This window comes from Halomonas profundus (genome assembly GCF_020865425.1).
Lineage (GTDB): Bacteria > Pseudomonadota > Gammaproteobacteria > Pseudomonadales > Halomonadaceae > Vreelandella > Vreelandella titanicae.
This window is the reverse complement of the sequence record NZ_CP086344.1, coordinates 2,634,317-2,649,537: the sequence shown is the minus strand read 5'-3', so window position 1 is coordinate 2,649,537 and position 15,221 is coordinate 2,634,317. Positions and strand designations below refer to the sequence as shown.

The 15,221-nt window shown below is 57.5% G+C and carries 13 protein-coding genes; 7 read left to right on the top strand and 6 right to left on the bottom strand.

Annotated features, from left to right (window positions below; genetic code table 11):
- Nucleotides 1-12: 12 nt before the first annotated feature.
- Nucleotides 13-1,221, bottom strand: coding sequence for a 3-oxoadipyl-CoA thiolase (locus tag LMS44_RS11980; RefSeq protein ID WP_476488220.1), 1,209 nt, complete (start codon nucleotides 1,219-1,221; stop codon nucleotides 13-15).
- Nucleotides 1,222-1,247: 26 nt separating this feature from the next.
- Nucleotides 1,248-2,771, bottom strand: a complete 1,524-nt coding sequence (locus LMS44_RS11975) for a 3-hydroxyacyl-CoA dehydrogenase (RefSeq protein WP_159176834.1) — start codon at nucleotides 2,769-2,771, stop codon at nucleotides 1,248-1,250.
- A 218-nt stretch (nucleotides 2,772-2,989) separates the two neighbouring features.
- Here LMS44_RS11975 and LMS44_RS11970 point away from each other — a divergent pair, with 218 nt between their 5' ends.
- The 7 genes from LMS44_RS11970 to LMS44_RS11940 all read left to right on the top strand — a co-directional run bounded on the left by LMS44_RS11970 (nucleotide 2,990) and on the right by LMS44_RS11940 (nucleotide 10,669).
- A complete protein-coding gene (locus tag LMS44_RS11970; RefSeq protein ID WP_138801425.1) occupies nucleotides 2,990-4,141 on the top strand; it encodes an acyl-CoA dehydrogenase family protein in 1,152 nt (383 codons plus the stop codon).
- A complete protein-coding gene (locus LMS44_RS11965; protein WP_476488219.1) occupies nucleotides 4,141-5,742 on the top strand; it encodes a class I adenylate-forming enzyme family protein in 1,602 nt (533 codons plus the stop codon). Before LMS44_RS11970 ends, LMS44_RS11965 begins: the two co-directional genes overlap by 1 nt.
- Complete coding sequence (locus LMS44_RS11960) at nucleotides 5,739-6,185, top strand: PaaI family thioesterase (protein ID WP_211596500.1); 447 nt, start codon at nucleotides 5,739-5,741, stop codon at nucleotides 6,183-6,185. Before LMS44_RS11965 ends, LMS44_RS11960 begins: the two co-directional genes overlap by 4 nt.
- Complete coding sequence (locus tag LMS44_RS11955) at nucleotides 6,186-7,574, top strand: hypothetical protein (RefSeq protein WP_414123400.1); 1,389 nt, start codon at nucleotides 6,186-6,188, stop codon at nucleotides 7,572-7,574.
- A 132-nt stretch (nucleotides 7,575-7,706) separates the two neighbouring features.
- The gene (locus LMS44_RS11950; RefSeq protein ID WP_039858181.1) at nucleotides 7,707-8,456 is read left to right on the top strand and encodes an electron transfer flavoprotein subunit beta/FixA family protein; all 750 of its coding nucleotides are present in this window, start codon (nucleotides 7,707-7,709) and stop codon (nucleotides 8,454-8,456) included.
- 70 nt (nucleotides 8,457-8,526) lie between these two features.
- Nucleotides 8,527-9,453 carry an electron transfer flavoprotein subunit alpha/FixB family protein gene (locus LMS44_RS11945; RefSeq protein ID WP_141441253.1) on the top strand — a complete coding sequence of 309 codons (927 nt, stop codon included), beginning with the start codon at nucleotides 8,527-8,529 and terminating at the stop codon, nucleotides 9,451-9,453.
- A gap of 256 nt (nucleotides 9,454-9,709) precedes the next feature.
- A complete protein-coding gene (locus tag LMS44_RS11940) occupies nucleotides 9,710-10,669 on the top strand; it encodes an NAD(P)H-dependent flavin oxidoreductase (RefSeq protein WP_027959565.1) in 960 nt (319 codons plus the stop codon).
- Here LMS44_RS11940 and LMS44_RS11935 read toward each other — a convergent pair.
- Genes LMS44_RS11935 through LMS44_RS11920 form a run of 4 tightly spaced genes read right to left on the bottom strand, consistent with a single transcriptional unit; the run spans nucleotide 10,651 to nucleotide 15,201 of the window.
- A complete protein-coding gene (locus tag LMS44_RS11935) occupies nucleotides 10,651-11,430 on the bottom strand; it encodes an enoyl-CoA hydratase/isomerase family protein (RefSeq protein WP_414123686.1) in 780 nt (259 codons plus the stop codon). The two genes, LMS44_RS11940 and LMS44_RS11935, sit on opposite strands and share 19 nt — an antisense overlap.
- Before the next feature lie 35 nt (nucleotides 11,431-11,465).
- Nucleotides 11,466-12,584, bottom strand: a complete 1,119-nt coding sequence (locus LMS44_RS11930; protein ID WP_414123685.1) for an acyl-CoA dehydrogenase family protein — start codon at nucleotides 12,582-12,584, stop codon at nucleotides 11,466-11,468.
- A gap of 7 nt (nucleotides 12,585-12,591) precedes the next feature.
- Nucleotides 12,592-13,785: an acyl-CoA dehydrogenase family protein gene (locus LMS44_RS11925; protein WP_138801548.1), complete on the bottom strand. Its 1,194-nt coding sequence runs from the start codon at nucleotides 13,783-13,785 to the stop codon at nucleotides 12,592-12,594.
- A 3-nt stretch (nucleotides 13,786-13,788) separates the two neighbouring features.
- Nucleotides 13,789-15,201: an enoyl-CoA hydratase/isomerase family protein gene (locus LMS44_RS11920; RefSeq protein ID WP_414123684.1), complete on the bottom strand. Its 1,413-nt coding sequence runs from the start codon at nucleotides 15,199-15,201 to the stop codon at nucleotides 13,789-13,791.
- Between the last annotated feature and the right edge of the window lie 20 nt (nucleotides 15,202-15,221).

Here is a 15,221-nt window from a genome sequence, read left to right as displayed (position 1 = left end):
TTTGACGCTAAATCAGCCGTCCAGACGCTCGATAATTGTGGCAATACCCTGACCGACGCCGATGCACATGGTGACCAACGCGTAGCGCCCACCGGTCGCCTCAAGCTGTCGGAGAGCCGTAAGCGCCAAGCGTGCTCCTGAAGCCCCCAGAGGATGACCAATGGCGATGGCGCCGCCGTTGGCGTTCAAGCGTGGATCATCAACGGAGAGCCCTAACTGCTGCACGCAGCCAAGCACCTGAACGGCAAACGCCTCGTTGATTTCAATTACATCCATCTGCTCAAGGGTAAGCCCTGCACGCGCCAACGCCTTTTGCGAAGCGGGTACTGGCCCCAACCCCATAACCCGCGGTGCAACACCGGCAACGGCGCTGGCGACAATGCGCGCGCGTGGTGCTAGGCCCATACGTTCACCGGCGGCCATGGTGCCGACAATCATGGCAGCGGCGCCGTCATTCAGACCCGAGGCATTGCCGGCGGTGACAATGCCACCCTCAAACAGCGCGCCCAGTTGGGCCAGTTTGTCTTCGGTGCTTTGTGGGCGGGGGTGTTCGTCTTTATCTACCATCAGTGGCGGCTGTTTACGTCCTTGGGGCACCTCTACGCCAAACATCTCGCCGTCGTAAAAGCCTGAGGCCAGCGCTTGGGCGTAGCGGGCCTGAGAGCGGGCGGCAAAGGTGTCGCTTTCATCGCGGCTAATATTCAGGTCGTGGGCAATGTTATCAGCAGTTTCCGGCATGCTGTGGCTGCCGTACTCCTTAGCAATCCAGGGGTTGGGAAAGCGTGAGCCAATCACCGTATCGTACAACGGCTGGTTGCGGGCATAGGGAGAGTCCGCTTTACCCAACACATAAGGTGCACGGGACATGGACTCAACGCCGCCTGCTAAAAACAGCTCGCCTTCACCTAGCCGTGCCGCCCGGGCCGCATCCATCATCGCTGCCAAGCCACTGCCGCAAAGCCGGTTAACGGTTTGCCCTGCCACTTCGATGGGCAGACCTGCCAACAGTGCGCCGTGACGGGCTACGTTGCGGGAGTCTTCCCCCGCTTGGTTGGTGCAGCCTGCCAGCACCTCTTCATAGCTTGCTGGCGCGAATGGGTTGCGGGCTACCAGTGTTTTAAGCGTCAGCCCCAACAGCTCATCTGGGCGAATAGCCGCTAAGCTGCCACCGTGGCGACCAAAAGGGGTACGTAAACCGTCGTAAATATAGGCGTCTTGCATGGTGATGCTCCTTGTTATTGGTAGGGTTAAGCGGCGGTTAACGACATTTGCAGCGCGGCGCGGCGGCGCAGCCAGGGGCTAGGCCGATAGCGTGGGTCGCCGGTGGCCTCAAGCAGGTTGGTCAATATCGTCATGATGCGCGTGGCGCCGTAATGGTCGCCCATGCGTAGCGGGCCGAAGGGGTAGCCCAAACCCAGCTCAACCGCTCGGTCGATAGTCGTGGGTTCTGCCACGCCTTGCTGGGCAATGTCGGCACCGACGTTGACGATGCAGGCAATAATGCGCTGAAGAACGAAGCCGTTGCTGTCCTGCAGAGTACTTACCGGCGTACCGTCATGATTGAGCAGGCTTTGCGCTGCTTGAATGAAAGCGGAGTGGGTGATTGGCGTGGCCATGAGGCTGCGGCGTTTATCGAGCCCTGCGAGCATATCCACCGCTACACACTGCTCAGCGTCTAGCCTCTGGCGCAGGGCGCAGCTAGTGGCATCTTCTCCAAAGGGAGTCAGCAGGCATAGCGCTTGGGCAGTGGGTAGTGGGTCAGTTTCTAATGGCCAGCCCGCCGCATGCACCAGCGCGGTGAGTGCCTTGGCACTCTCGGGGTCTTCCTGGCTAATCCATACCGGGCAAGGTGAGGCAGGCTTGATGACCGGCTCATCCGGCATCTGCTGTTTGCCTTCCACATAGCGGTAAAAGCCTTCGTCGGTTTTACGCCCCAGCAAGCCCGCGGCCAAGCGCTGTCGGGTTAACGGTGAAGGGCGAAAACGCGCTTCTTCATAATACTGGTGATACACCGACTCCATCACGGCGTGGGAAACGTCCAGCCCGGTAAGATCAAGCAGGGTAAAGGGCCCCATCCGGAATCCGCCCTGATCAACCATAATACGGTCAATAGTGGCCGGGTCAGCGACGCTTTCGCCTAACAGTCGCAGCGCTTCAGTGCCGAAGGCACGACCGGCATGGTTAACCAGAAACCCAGGTGTATCGGTGGTTTGGGCCGTAAAGTGGCCCATGGCTTGTCCTAGAGCATTGACCCGCTGAGTCACCTCATCGGTGGTACGCAAGCCAGGGATGACCTCGGCAATCTTCATCAGCGGCACGGGATTAAAGAAGTGAAAGCCAATAACCCGCTCAGGGTGCTGGCAGGCGGCGGCAATGGCCGTGACGGAGAGTGAAGAGGTATTGGTCGCCAACACAGCCTGCTGGCTGAGGATTGCTTCTAAATCGCTAAACAGCCCCTGCTTGGCCTCCAGCTTCTCGACAATGGCTTCCACCACAATATCGCAGGGCGCGAGCGCGGCAAGCTCGCTGGCTTCAATCAACCGTTCACTATAGTGCTGAGCCTGTTCTGCGTTAATGCGCTGCTTTTCGACACTTCTCTGCCATAAGCCATTAATAAAGGCTTTAGCTTCTTGTACGGCACCCTCTTTAACGTCAAAAAGCATGACGTCTAGACCGGCCTGGGCAGCCAACTGTGCGATGCCACGCCCCATGGCACCGGTGCCGACGATGCCAAGCGTGGTAAAGGGGGAAGGTGTTGATTCGCTAGCCATACGCTAAGTCCTCTCTGCAAATGGGTGTATATTTAGTATTGTGATTCTGCATTGCAAAATGGTGTTTCAATTATTGACTGCCATCCTAGGCTATGCAAAAGTGCCTGACAAGAATAGTGGACAATAGTTTTGCTATGCAAAATGCACGCACTGTCCACGCCCAGCGCTACTTCGAATGATAACTCTAACTATAAAACCCGTTACCACCAGGAGCCGTCATGATTCGCGATCCCGAATTGATTAACCAGCTTGTCGATACCATCGCCCGCTTTGTCCGTGAGCGCTTAATTCCTAATGAGGCACGCCTAGCCGAAGAGGATGCGGTGCCCCCGGAAATTCTTGCGGAAATGAAAGAGATGGGACTTTTCGGGCTATCGATTCCAGAAGAGTACGGCGGTCTAGGCCTGACGATGGAGGAGGAGGCGCTGGTGGCGATGGAGATTGGTAAAACCTCGCCTGCCTTTCGCTCGGTGTTTGGCACTAATAATGGCATTGGCGCCCAGGGTATTTTGATTGATGGTACTGATGAGCAGAAAGCCAAGTATGTGCCACGCTTGGCCACGGGCGAGATTCTTAGCTCGTTCTGTCTCACCGAGCCCGATTCCGGCTCCGACGCCGCCAGCCTGCGCACGACGGCGGTGCGGGATGGCGATGACTATATCTTGAACGGCACCAAGCGCTATATCACCAACGGCCCAGAAGCCGATCTGTTTACCGTAATGGCGCGTACCAACCCAGAGAATAAAGGCGCAGGCGGTATTTCAGCCTTTATCGTCGAAGGTAACACGCCAGGGTTAGTACGCGGGCCTGCGGATAACAAGATGGGCCAGAAGGGCGCCCACACCTGCGATATTATTTTCGACAACTGCCGGGTACCCGCTGAAAATATTATTGGCGGAAAAGAGGGGCAAGGCTTTAAAACGGCGATGAAGGTGCTAGACCGCGGGCGACTGCATATCTCGGCGGTCTGCGTAGGCGTAGCCGAGCGCTTAGTGGAAGAGTCGTTGCGCTACACCATGGAGCGTAAGCAGTTTGGTGCGGCGCTTGCCGAGCACCAACTGATCCAAGCCATGCTGGCGGATAGCAAAACCGAAGCCTATGCAGGCAAAACCATGGTGATGGACGCTGCACGGCGTAAAGACGATGGCGAAAATGTTTCGACACTGGCCTCCTGCTGCAAACTGTTCTGCGCCGAAATGGTTGGCCGGGTAGCAGACCGCGCGGTGCAGGTTCACGGTGGGGCGGGCTACATGTCGGAATACGCGGTTGAGCGTTTCTACCGCGATGTGCGGCTATTTCGTATCTACGAAGGGACTACCCAGATTCAACAAATCGTCATTGCTCGCAACATGGTGCGGGAGGCGTCCTAATGGCTTTATCGGTTTCCTACCAAGCGCCGGACGAGGCTATTTTTGGGCGCCTTGCCAGCGAGCTGGTGGCCGAGCTTCCCGAGCGCCTCAGTACCCGCGTGCTTGAAAATGCCAAACTGCTTGGCGAGCACCCCGCTATCGTGGATGGCAATGTGCGCTGGAGTTATGCGGAGCTTGGCCAAGAGATACACGTTGCCTGTGACTGGTTAAGCGATCTAGGTATTCGTCCCGGCGACCGTATTATGACGGTGAGTGAAAACTGCCGCGCTCTGGTCGTGCTGCTGTTGGCTGCCAGTGAATTGGATGTCTGGGTAGCGATTGTGAACTCGCGCCTGTCAGCACAGGAAGTTGACCTGATTCAGGGCAACTGCCTGCCCCGGCGAGTCTTCTATACCTGTGAAGCATCCCCAGAGGCGTGTCAGCACGCCGAGCGCCACGCGGCTGACTGCTACCAGCACCCTCAGTTGGGTGGGCTGGCCATTTCGAAGCTGTATGACAGCGAGCCCGAGCCGGTCTGCGCGAGCGGCGCCGAACAGGTGGCGGCGATGATCTACACCTCAGGCACCACTGGCACACCTAAAGGCGTCATGCTGACCCATCGTGGCATTCTGTATATTGCCTCAATCTCTGGGGGCATGCGTCATTTAAGCGAAGGGCAGCGGGTCTACGGCGTGCTGCCCATGTCTCATGTGTTTGGCCTCTCTTCGGTATGTATGGGGTCGCTCTATAACGGCGCCTGCCTGTATACCGTGCCGCGCTTCGATGCCGCCCATATGTTGGCGACGCTAAAGCAGGAGCACATTACCGTTCTCCAGGGAGTGCCGGCGATGTATGCCCGGGCGTTAGAGTTTTTAAAACGTGAACAGCGCCCGTTAGAAGCGCCTGATCTAATTTATATGTCAGCAGGAGGTTCACCGTTAGATAGCGACACCAAAGTGCGGGTAGAGGCAGCCTTTGGGCTGACGCTGCATAACGGCTACGGTTTAACCGAGGCCAGCCCTACCATCAGCCAGACCCGCATCGATGACCACCATGCAACTAGCACCGTTGGCCGGGTATTGCCTTTACTTGAGTACCGCCTGGAACCGCTTAGCGACAGCGGAACTGCCGAGCAGCCTGGAGATGAAGTGGGTGAACTATGGGTGCGCGGGCCTAATATTATGAAGGGTTACTTCCGCCAGCCGGAAGCTACCCGCGCCACCCTAACCGAAGATGGTTGGCTCAATACCGGTGATATCGCCAAACTCGATCACCATGACCAACTCTATATTGTAGGGCGTAGCAAAGAGCTGATTATCCGCTCCGGCTTCAATATCTACCCACCGGATGTGGAAGCGGTGATTAACGAGCACCCGGCGGTAACGCTTACCGCCGTAGTGGGGCGTCAAATCGCCGGTAATGAAGAAGTCGTGGCGTTTGTGCAGTGCGAGCCGGGCGTTGACGTTGATATGGCGGAGCTCAAGGCGTTTATCGCCGAGCGGTTGGCGCCTTACAAACGGCCTACTCAAATTGTATTGATGGATACGCTACCTTCCACCGCCAGCGGCAAAATTCTTAAAGGGCGGCTGCGGGATTTAGCCCAGCAGGAGAGCGCCTCATGAGCCATTCACCTCAGCAAGCGTTAATGGGCTACCACGAACTGCTGGGCATGCACGTCGTTGAGTGGGAAGAGGGTCGAGTAGTCGTTGAACTGACCATTGAGCCAAAACATCTTAACCGCAGCGGCAATGTACATGGCGGTGTATTAGCTTCCATGTTGGATAGCGCGCTGAGCCTGGCGGGTTTGCACTGTAGCGTACCGGGCAATATTCGCCGGGGCATGACGCTCTCATTAACCACGACCTTTGTGGGCCCCGCCCGGCAAGGTGTGTTGAAGGCAATAGGCACGGTGCGCGGCGGCGGTCAGAAAACCTATATGAGCAGCGGTGAGATCGTTGATGAGAAAGGCAATTTAGTGGCCATGGGTGAAGGTTCATTTCGGCGCCGCAGTGGCAGTGAATCGTCTGAAGGCTTCCCGGAAAAAAATACCCAGGGAGAAGGCTGAGTGAGCCCAGCCCGCCTGCGGGTTTCTCTGTTACTGCTGGTCACCTTGGCAACGCTGTATCATCTGGTGGTTGGCAGCCTGTTTTGGCAAGCCGTCGGCATTGCCGCGCTGGCGCTCTATCTATTAACGCTTGCTGGCAAGCTAACACGTATGGCCAAAGGGTTACTGCTAGTAGCCTTTATAATGTCGCTGCTAGCGCTCTGGCGTTCACCAAACCCAAGCCAACTGCTGTTTGAAGCCAGCGGACGTTTTGCGTTTTTTGCTACCTTTGTGGTGGCGTTGAGCATGCTACGTTTGCCGGCCTACCGTTCACGCCTGGTGCGTCGCTGTGGGCAGAGTATGCTGCTTCAACCGCCTAGCCGCCGCTACCCGATTTTATCGCTCGGCTCTGCGCTGTTTGGGATTATTCTCAATATCGGCGTGCTTAACTTATTTGCCGCCATGATTGAGAAGAGTAACACCCTAGGCGCAGCCCAAGGGCGTGCCTGGGTGCGAGAAGCCCGTCAGCGGCGCATGATGTTGGCGCTGTTGCGCGGGTTTTCCCTGGCGCCGCTGATCTCCCCTATGGGCATTGGGGTGGCGGTAGTGCTGTCGAGCCTTCCTCAGGTTACCTGGCTGGCGCTTGCGCCGTATATTTTGGGTGCCGCAGTGCTAATTTTTCTGGCGGGTTGGGCAGTGGATTTTCTCACCGGCCCACATCCCCCAGCCAATAAAGCCCAGGTAAATGCTCCTTCGTTACGTCCGTTGGCCCAGTTCAGTGTGTTGCTGCTGGGAATTGTGGCGCTGGTGTTTAGCCTTGCCTGGCTATTAACACTGCGCTTACCCATTGCCGCGCTGTTAGGTGCGCCCACGGGGGCGCTGATTTGGCTTGCCTGGCAGCGGCGCAGGCTTGGCTTCGGCGGGCTGCCTGCAGCGGTTAGCGCGGTGCATCGTCAGTTGCCGTGGCTGCTTTCGCCCAGTGCCAATGAGATCGTGGTGCTAGGGGCGGCGGGCTATTTGGGGCATTTATGCGTTGGGCTGGTGGACACTCAGCAGTTGGCGCCGCTACTAACGGTGTTGAACCCGTGGGGCGCCTTCAATGCCGTGCTGGCGATGCTGATGGTAGTGGGGCTAGCCCAGGTAGGCGTTAATCCTATCGTGACGGTAACGCTGCTGGTGGGGCTGCTACCACAGCTAGCCATTGAGGGGCTAACGCCTGCGCTGATAGGTGCATCGCTGATGGTAGGCTGGGCGCTGGCGCTAATGTCGTCGCCGATGACCGCATCAATGCTGATTTTGTCCCGATTTACCGGTGTACCCGCCACGCGTATCGGCTACCGCTGGAACGGCAGATTTCTGGTCGCCTCGATTCCGCTATTGGCAGCGTGGTTTGTATGGGCACCCTTTTAAAGGGGGGTAAGAATGAGGAAGCGCTTGACCTTTGTGCAGTGTTTTTTTATTGTTCTTTTTATAAAGTGAAACATAGTTCTGCTATGCGAAATTATCTAGGTTAAATATTTTTAATCGCCAGGAGCACGCCTTATGAAAGTACTCGTCGCGGTGAAACGCGTCATCGACTATAACGTCAAAATCCGCGTTAAGGCGGATCATTCGGATGTCGATCTTACCAACGTCAAAATGGCCATGAACCCCTTCTGCGAAATTGCCGTGGAAGAGGCGGTACGCTTGAAAGAGAAGGGCGTGGCGACAGAAGTCGTCGCCGTCACGGTAGGGCCCAAAGCCGCCCAAGAGCAGCTGCGTACGGCATTGGCGCTGGGCGCCGACCGCGCCATTCATATCGAAACCGACGAGCGCGCCGAATCCCTGGCCGTGGCCAAGCTGCTGGCCAAAGTGGTCGAAGAGGAGCAGCCGGGGTTGGTGGTGCTGGGCAAGCAGGCCATCGACACCGACAACAATCAGACCGGCCAAATGCTCGCCGCGCTGACCGGTCTGCCCCAAGGCACTTTTGCCTCGGAAGTTGCAGTGGACGGTGACAAGGTGCATGTGACTCGTGAAATTGACGGCGGCCTGCAGACTATTGCGCTGACGCTGCCAGCGATTGTCACCACCGACCTGCGTCTCAACGAGCCGCGCTACGCCAAGCTGCCCGACATCATGAAGGCCAAGAAAAAACCGCTGGATGTGAAAACCCCCGCCGACTACGGCGTCGAGGTCGCCTCCAAGGTCAGTCTGCTCAAAGTCGAGTCGCCCGCCGAGCGCAAAGGCGGCGTCAAAGTCGCCTCGGTAGACGAGCTGATCGACAAACTGAAAAACGAAGCCAAAGTTCTTTGAGATAAGCTCTTTAAGATAAGTGCTTTGAAAACCGTACTTTAAGAAAAGAGCTTTGAAAGGAGTTGATGCCATGAGCATTCTGGTACTTGCGGATCTACACGAAGGCCAGCTGGCCGGCGCCACCGCCCACGTCGTGGCGGCCGCCCAAGCCATCGGTGGCGATATTGACGTGCTGGTGGCCGGTGAAGGCGTTCAAGCCGCCGCCGAAGCCGCCGCCAAACTTGACGGCGTAAGCAAAGTCCGCGTCGCGGATAACGCCGTTTACGCCCACCAGCTCGCCGAGCCCATGGGCGCGCTGCTGGTCGAACTGGCCGATGGCTACACCCACGTGCTGGCCAGCGCCTCCACCACCGGCAAAAACGTCCTGCCGCGTTTAGCGGCGCTAAAAGACGTCAGCCAGCTGTCGGACGTTATCGCCGTGGACAGTGCCGATACCTTCAAGCGTCCTATCTACGCCGGTAACGCCATTGCGACGGTGAAAAGCGACGATGTGCTCAAGGTCATCACCGTGCGTTCCACCGGCTTTGATGCGGTCGGCACCAGCGGCAGCGCGACGGTGGAAGCCGTCGACGTAATGGTGGACAACAACCAGTCCAGCTTTGTCAAAGAGGAGCTGGCGCAGTCAGATCGTCCCGAATTGGGCGGAGCCAAGGTGGTGATCTCCGGTGGCCGCGGTATGGGCAACGGCGAAAACTTCAAGCTGCTCGACGGCATTGCCGACAAGCTGGGGGCTGCCATTGGTGCTTCCCGGGCCGCGGTAGACGCAGGCTTTGTGCCCAACGATATGCAGGTTGGCCAGACCGGCAAGATCGTTGCCCCAGATCTGTATATCGCCGTGGGTATTTCCGGTGCCATTCAGCACCTGGCGGGCATGAAAGACTCCAAGGTGATCGTCGCGATCAATAAAGACGACGAAGCACCGATTTTCCAGGTGGCGGATTACGGCCTGGTGGGGGATCTGTTTGAGATCCTGCCCGAGCTTGAGAGCAAGCTGTAAATGCTTCTGGCATCCACGTATTGGTCGGAACAACCCGTAGCGGGGGTCTTTCGCCATGGCCGGAAAAAAATTCCCGACATTTCCGGCATTTCCGCCATCCATGGCGGTCAGATGGCGAAAGTAGCGCCCATGGATGGGTTCACAGCGCCCCCGCGTAGGGTTGTTCCGACCATGCCATTGTAGTGTGACATCTTCTTGAAAGGCTCAGTGGAGCCTTTTGCAGTATTGCCTCACAATAACAACCAGCGAGTTTCCCATGCTAACGCGTCTAACCGCTTCATTAAACCTGCCGGTGATCGGTTCACCCATGTTTATCGTCTCCGGGCCAGAACTGGTGATTGCCCAGTGCCAAGCGGGCATTCTGGGTGCTTTCCCCGCGCTCAACGCCCGACCTGCTGACGTATTACGTGAGTGGTTACAGCAGATCACTCAAACCCTGGCCGACTATGACGCGCAGCACCCCGAACAACCCTCAGCGCCCTTTGCGGTGAACCAAATTGTGCACCCCACCAATGATCGTCTAGAGCACGATGTCGCGTTATGCGCCGAGTTCAAGGTGCCGCTGGTCATCACTAGTCTGCACGCGCCTAATCAAGTGGTGGAAAAGGTGCATGCCTATGGCGGGCTGGTGTTTCACGATGTGACCACGTTGAGGCACGCCAAGAAAGCGATCGATGCGGGAGTTGATGGGCTGATACTGGTCTGCCACGGCGCGGGCGGCCATGCCGGGCGGTTAAACCCCTTTGCGTTTGTGGCGGAGGTGCGCCGCTTTTACGATGGCCCGTTAGTGCTGGCGGGGGCGATTAGCAAAGGTGAACAGATCGTTGCCGCCCAGGCGCTAGGCGTGGACTTGGTGTATATGGGCACGCGCTTTATCGCCACCCAAGAGGCAAACGCTCAAGCGGCCTATAAACTGATGGTGCTGGACGCAGCGGCAGGCGACATTGTCTATACCAACCTGTTTACCGGCGTGCACGGTAACTATCTGCGGCAAAGTATCGAGCAGGCGGGATTGGATCCTGATGCGCTGCCTGAAGGTGATAAAACCGCTATGCGTTATGGCTCAGGGGGGAGCAGTAAGGCAAAAGCGTGGCGGGATATCTGGGGCGCGGGGCAGGGCGTAGGCGCTATTGCCTCTATGCACAGCGTGGCCGAAGAAGTGGCCACGCTGCGCCAGGATTACCAGAAAGCGTTAGATCATTTACGGCGGCTTTGACGAAACGCCGCCACCCGGGTGTGAAAATCTTCCGACGCCTTGCACTGATCTTGAAGCTCGCCCTCTAATTGCATCGTGTCATTTGGCGGGCGCTGGGCAGCTTCCCGTAAGGCGCGTTTGGTAGCGCTTAACGCCTGGGGCGATTGACTCACCAGTGCTTGCGCCAACGACCGAGCTTCGTCTAGTACTTGGTTATCTTCGACAACCCGATTGGCCAAGCCCAGCATCACGCATCGCTCTGCCGAAATGGGGGTCGCTAAGGCGGCCATCTCGAATGCCTGGGCATGGCCAAGCTTGCGCACCAGATGCCAGCAGGCACCGCCGTCGGGAATGAGCCCAATATTGATAAAAGCAAGCTTCAGGTAAGCGGAGCGGCCCATCACCACCATATCGCTGGCGAGAACATAGGAAACACCGATGCCCGCAGCCGCACCGCTAACCGCTGCAATCACCGGTTTATTCATTGCCATTAAACTGCGCAGAGCGGGCAGAAAGAGCGTTTCCAGCCGTTCGCTCGCAGGCTGAGACGTTGCCTTCTCAAACTCTGCCAGGTCAGCGCCGGCGCAAAACGCACTACCTTCACCTCGCAGAATCACACAGCGAACTTGCTCATTGTTTGCCACCGCCGCCAGCGCCTCATTGAGGGCCAGGGCGGTGGCTTCATTCAGAGCGTTGCGTACTTCTGGACGTGCAATGGCGACTTCGACGATACCGTTTTCAATAGCGCTGACAGTCACTAACTTGCCGACGTAATCTGGCATGTATCGCTCCCTAATTAACTTTTCTGGCAACGTTCTCAGGCAACCTTTAACAGCTCGCTGACCGTTTCGAGATGGTAGTCGCTGTCGCCCAGGTAGTGATCGAACATCACCAGATGCTTGGCGTAGTTAGCGACATAGCACTCTTCGGTCATACCCATCGCCCCATGCAGCTGGATCGCCTGTTCGGCAATAAAGCGAGCTGATTCACCACAGTAGGCTTTGGCCGCGGCAATTTTGTAATCCCGTTCGCTTGCAGGGAGCGCGAGGCTAGTGGCGGCTAAAATCGCCATGGAGCGGGACTGCTCCAGGTGCAAGTGCATATCCACCATGCGGTGCTGCAGGGCCTGAAAGGTCGAAAGCGGTACGCCAAACTGCTTGCGCTCTTTTAAATAAGCGAGCGTTTGGTCGCAGGCCTCCTCCATTGCGCCGATGGCTTGGGCGCAGAGCGCTGCGCGACCAACAGCCAGTACCTCCGCTAGCACATCGCTAACATCTTCACTCAGGCAGTTGGTTAACGGCAGCGTGACGCTGTCCAGGGTCAGATCGCCGGCGGGCTGGTCGTCGATAGTGCGATATAGGTGCGTAGATGTGCCCGGTGCATCCGCTGGCACAATAAATAACCCTAGCTTGCCGCTGGCTAATTGAGCGCTGACCAGCGTAGCCGCAGCGGCTTCAAGGTTAAGTACCACGTGTTTTTTACCATTTAACTGCCATTGGTCGCCTTGCTGGGTAGCTTGGGTAGCTACCGTAAAGGCGTCGTAGCGGGCGCCAATCTCCTGCCAAGCAAGCGCCAACTGATGCTCACCTTCAAGCAGTGGGGCTAGCCACCGGGTTTGCTGTTCGCTGTTGGCGGTAACGGCCAGCAGTTGGCCGGGCAGCACTAGGCCAGCCAGATAGGGTTCGGGCACTAAGCCTCGTCCCAGTGCCTGCATAATAATCATCAGGTCGGTGCCATCGCCCCCTAGCCCGCCCATGTCTTCGCTGAAGGGCATATGCAGCAAACCCAGCTCGGCAAAGGTGCGCCATAGTGCAGAATCGCGGTTTGGAGCAGCGGCCAGCATAGCGCGGCGCTGCTCGGCGGAAACCTGGTCGGCCACCAAACGGGTGAGCGTCTCTTCGAGCATGCGCTGCTCGTCGGTTAAAGCAAAATCCATGGTGACCTCACATATTTAGAATGGTTTTGGCGACGATACTTTTTTGTATTTCATTGGCGCCGCCATAAATCGACAGCTTGCGACGATTGAAATACTGAGCGCTGGCGGCCGCGCTTTGGGCGCGCTCGTCATCCAGGCTGTCGTCGCCATGCAGGAAGTCGGGAAAGAATGGCAGCGCAGCAGGGCCCAGGGCGCGCCGGGTAAGCTCGCTTAGCTCCTGGCGAAGCTCCGAGCCGCGTACTTTTAGCAGCGAGCTCTCTGCGCCGGGTACACCGCCATCTCGGGCAGCGGCAATCACGCGCAGGTTAGTCACTTCCAGCGCCATTAGTTCGAGTTCCGCTTTCACCACCCGCTGACGGAAGCTGGGTAGCTCCAGCAGCGGTTTGTCGCGATGCTGAATCCGGCTCGCCAGCGACTTCAAGTGGCGCAGCGCCTGCTTGGCGTGACCAAGCCCCGCAATCCCCGTACGTTCGTGGGTGAGCAGGAACTTAGCGCAGGTCCAGCCCTGGCCCTCTTCACCGACGCGGTTGTCGACGGGTACGCGCACGTTATCTAAAAAGATTTCGTTAACTTCGTGGGCACCATCAAGGGTAATAATTGGCCGCACGGTGATACCCGGTGTCTGCATATCAATCAACAGAAAGCTGATGCCCGCCTGCTTCTTGGCGTCTGGGTCGGTGCGTACCAGGCAGAACAGCATGTTGGCGTGCTGGCCCAGGGTGGTCCAGGTTTTCTGACCATTGACGATATAGTGGTCGCCATCACGCACGGCGCGGGTATTTAGGCCCGCTAAATCAGAGCCAGCGCCGGGCTCTGAGTAGCCTTGGCACCACCAATCCTGGTTGCTCAAAATGCGCGGCAGATAGTGCTGTTGCTGCTCGACACTGCCGAATTTCATGATGACGGGGGCCACCATATTAACGCCGAAGGGAACGACCGTAGGGGCATGGGCCGCGGCGCACTCTTCGTCGAAAATATGCCGCTGTACTGGCCCCCAGCCTGGGCCGCCAAACTCTTTTGGCCAGTTAGACGCCAACCAACCCTGTTCGCTAAGAATATTCTGCCAGCGCAGGTAGTCATCAGCGCGCAGATGGCGGCCCAAGCGCACGCGCTGGCTAATATCGCTGGGCAGTGCATCGGCTAGAAAGCGGCGTACCTGTTCGCGAAATGCCTGCTCTTCGGGGCTAAAGGTGAGGTTCATGGGCTATACATCCTTAGCAGCAGTTGAGAGCGTGGCCTGGCGGTGTGGCCCTCCTAGGTGACGCGGGTAGCCAAACGCTTCCACCGCGAGTAAATCGATGTCACTTTCCCGGTAGCAGAAGCTCTGTTCCGCTATATTGATACTTGCCTGTTCAAGCGCTGACTGCTTTTCACTGGCTGAAGCTTGCTGAATGGCAGCATGCATCGCGCGAAGTATGCTTTTTTGTTGGCTGACCACGATGTTTAGCCGCAACGCTTTAAGGGTCAGTGCGGCTCGCTGCTGAGTAAGTGGCTCTGCGCTTACATTGACTAACTCACCTATTTGGCCATTTTCAGCAATGATCAGGCTTAGTGCCGTATCGCTGTCGCTGCCAATTTCTTCCAGTGCGACAACAGGGTAATTCGCGAGGGAATCCTGAGTAGTATTTGGCGCCAGTAGGCAAAGTTCGGTGGCCTCGTTGGACGCGCTGGTTAAGCTAATGCCTGCCTTTTGCGCGGCCTTTTGCAGGCGTTCAAAGAGCGGATGCTCACCAATCAGCGCAACGTGTTTAAAAGCACTGGCTTTTTCAACGTCGGGCACTAGGTGCGGGCTGCGTGCGGCAAAAAACAGATGAATAAGCCCGGCGCGCTGGGGGGAGTCCATACAGGCTAGAAACAGTTCTCGCTCGCGGCGTAATCCAGCCTCAAGTGATTCGGCTTCCACGCAGGCCTGAATCGCTTCGACAATGCGAAACGGCGAGAACAGCTCGGGAGATTGTTGGTTAAGCCAATCCAACATCGCAGTGACGGCCTGGGGATTCGCCGCCGGGGCAGGAAGCTGGCCGGTGATGCGGGGCGTTTGGGCGTCTGCCAGCACTTCCTGGGCGGCGGCTAAACCCGCTTCAAGGGGCGTTTGAGCGTTGCTGATAGCATCGATAATACCTGCCTCAAGCGCCTCTTCTGCTTCCACAAAACGCCCGCTGGTGATCATCTCTAAGGCGCGCTCAACGCCTACTAAACGCGGCAAACGCTGGGTGCCACCAGCGCCGGGCAGTAGACCCAGCTTAACCTCCGGAAGACCCACCCGGGTTCCCGCTAGTGCCACTCGATAGTGGCAGCCCAAAGCCACTTCCAATCCACCGCCCAGGGCTGTGCCGTGCAGGGCGGCAATCAGCGGTTTTGGGCAGGCTTCCAGTTGGTTAATCACATCGGGCAGCAGAGGGGCTTGAGGCGGCTTACCAAACTCACGAATATCTGCCCCGGCAATAAAGGTGCGGCCATCGGCGAGCACGACCAGCGCTTTAGCATCTGTGTCAGCAACACCCTCTTTAAGCGCATCGACTAAGCCACTGCGTACCGCGTGACTTAAGGCATTGACCGGCGGATTGGCTATTTGAATAACGCCTACATCGCCGTGACGCTGATAATGAACGGACATAGTTAGGCTCTCGTATTTCG

Coding starts and splice junctions, on each gene's coding strand:
- LMS44_RS11980 (WP_476488220.1), bottom strand. CDS start 1,221: ATGCAAGACGCCTATATTTACGACGGTTTACGTACCCCTTTTGGTCGC.
- LMS44_RS11975 (WP_159176834.1), bottom strand. CDS start 2,771: ATGGCTAGCGAATCAACACCTTCCCCCTTTACCACGCTTGGCATCGTC.
- LMS44_RS11970 (WP_138801425.1), top strand. CDS start 2,990: ATGATTCGCGATCCCGAATTGATTAACCAGCTTGTCGATACCATCGCC.
- LMS44_RS11965 (WP_476488219.1), top strand. CDS start 4,141: ATGGCTTTATCGGTTTCCTACCAAGCGCCGGACGAGGCTATTTTTGGG.
- LMS44_RS11960 (WP_211596500.1), top strand. CDS start 5,739: ATGAGCCATTCACCTCAGCAAGCGTTAATGGGCTACCACGAACTGCTG.
- LMS44_RS11950 (WP_039858181.1), top strand. CDS start 7,707: ATGAAAGTACTCGTCGCGGTGAAACGCGTCATCGACTATAACGTCAAA.
- LMS44_RS11945 (WP_141441253.1), top strand. CDS start 8,527: ATGAGCATTCTGGTACTTGCGGATCTACACGAAGGCCAGCTGGCCGGC.
- LMS44_RS11940 (WP_027959565.1), top strand. CDS start 9,710: ATGCTAACGCGTCTAACCGCTTCATTAAACCTGCCGGTGATCGGTTCA.
- LMS44_RS11935 (WP_414123686.1), bottom strand. CDS start 11,430: ATGCCAGATTACGTCGGCAAGTTAGTGACTGTCAGCGCTATTGAAAAC.
- LMS44_RS11930 (WP_414123685.1), bottom strand. CDS start 12,584: ATGGATTTTGCTTTAACCGACGAGCAGCGCATGCTCGAAGAGACGCTC.
- LMS44_RS11925 (WP_138801548.1), bottom strand. CDS start 13,785: ATGAACCTCACCTTTAGCCCCGAAGAGCAGGCATTTCGCGAACAGGTA.
- LMS44_RS11920 (WP_414123684.1), bottom strand. CDS start 15,201: ATGTCCGTTCATTATCAGCGTCACGGCGATGTAGGCGTTATTCAAATA.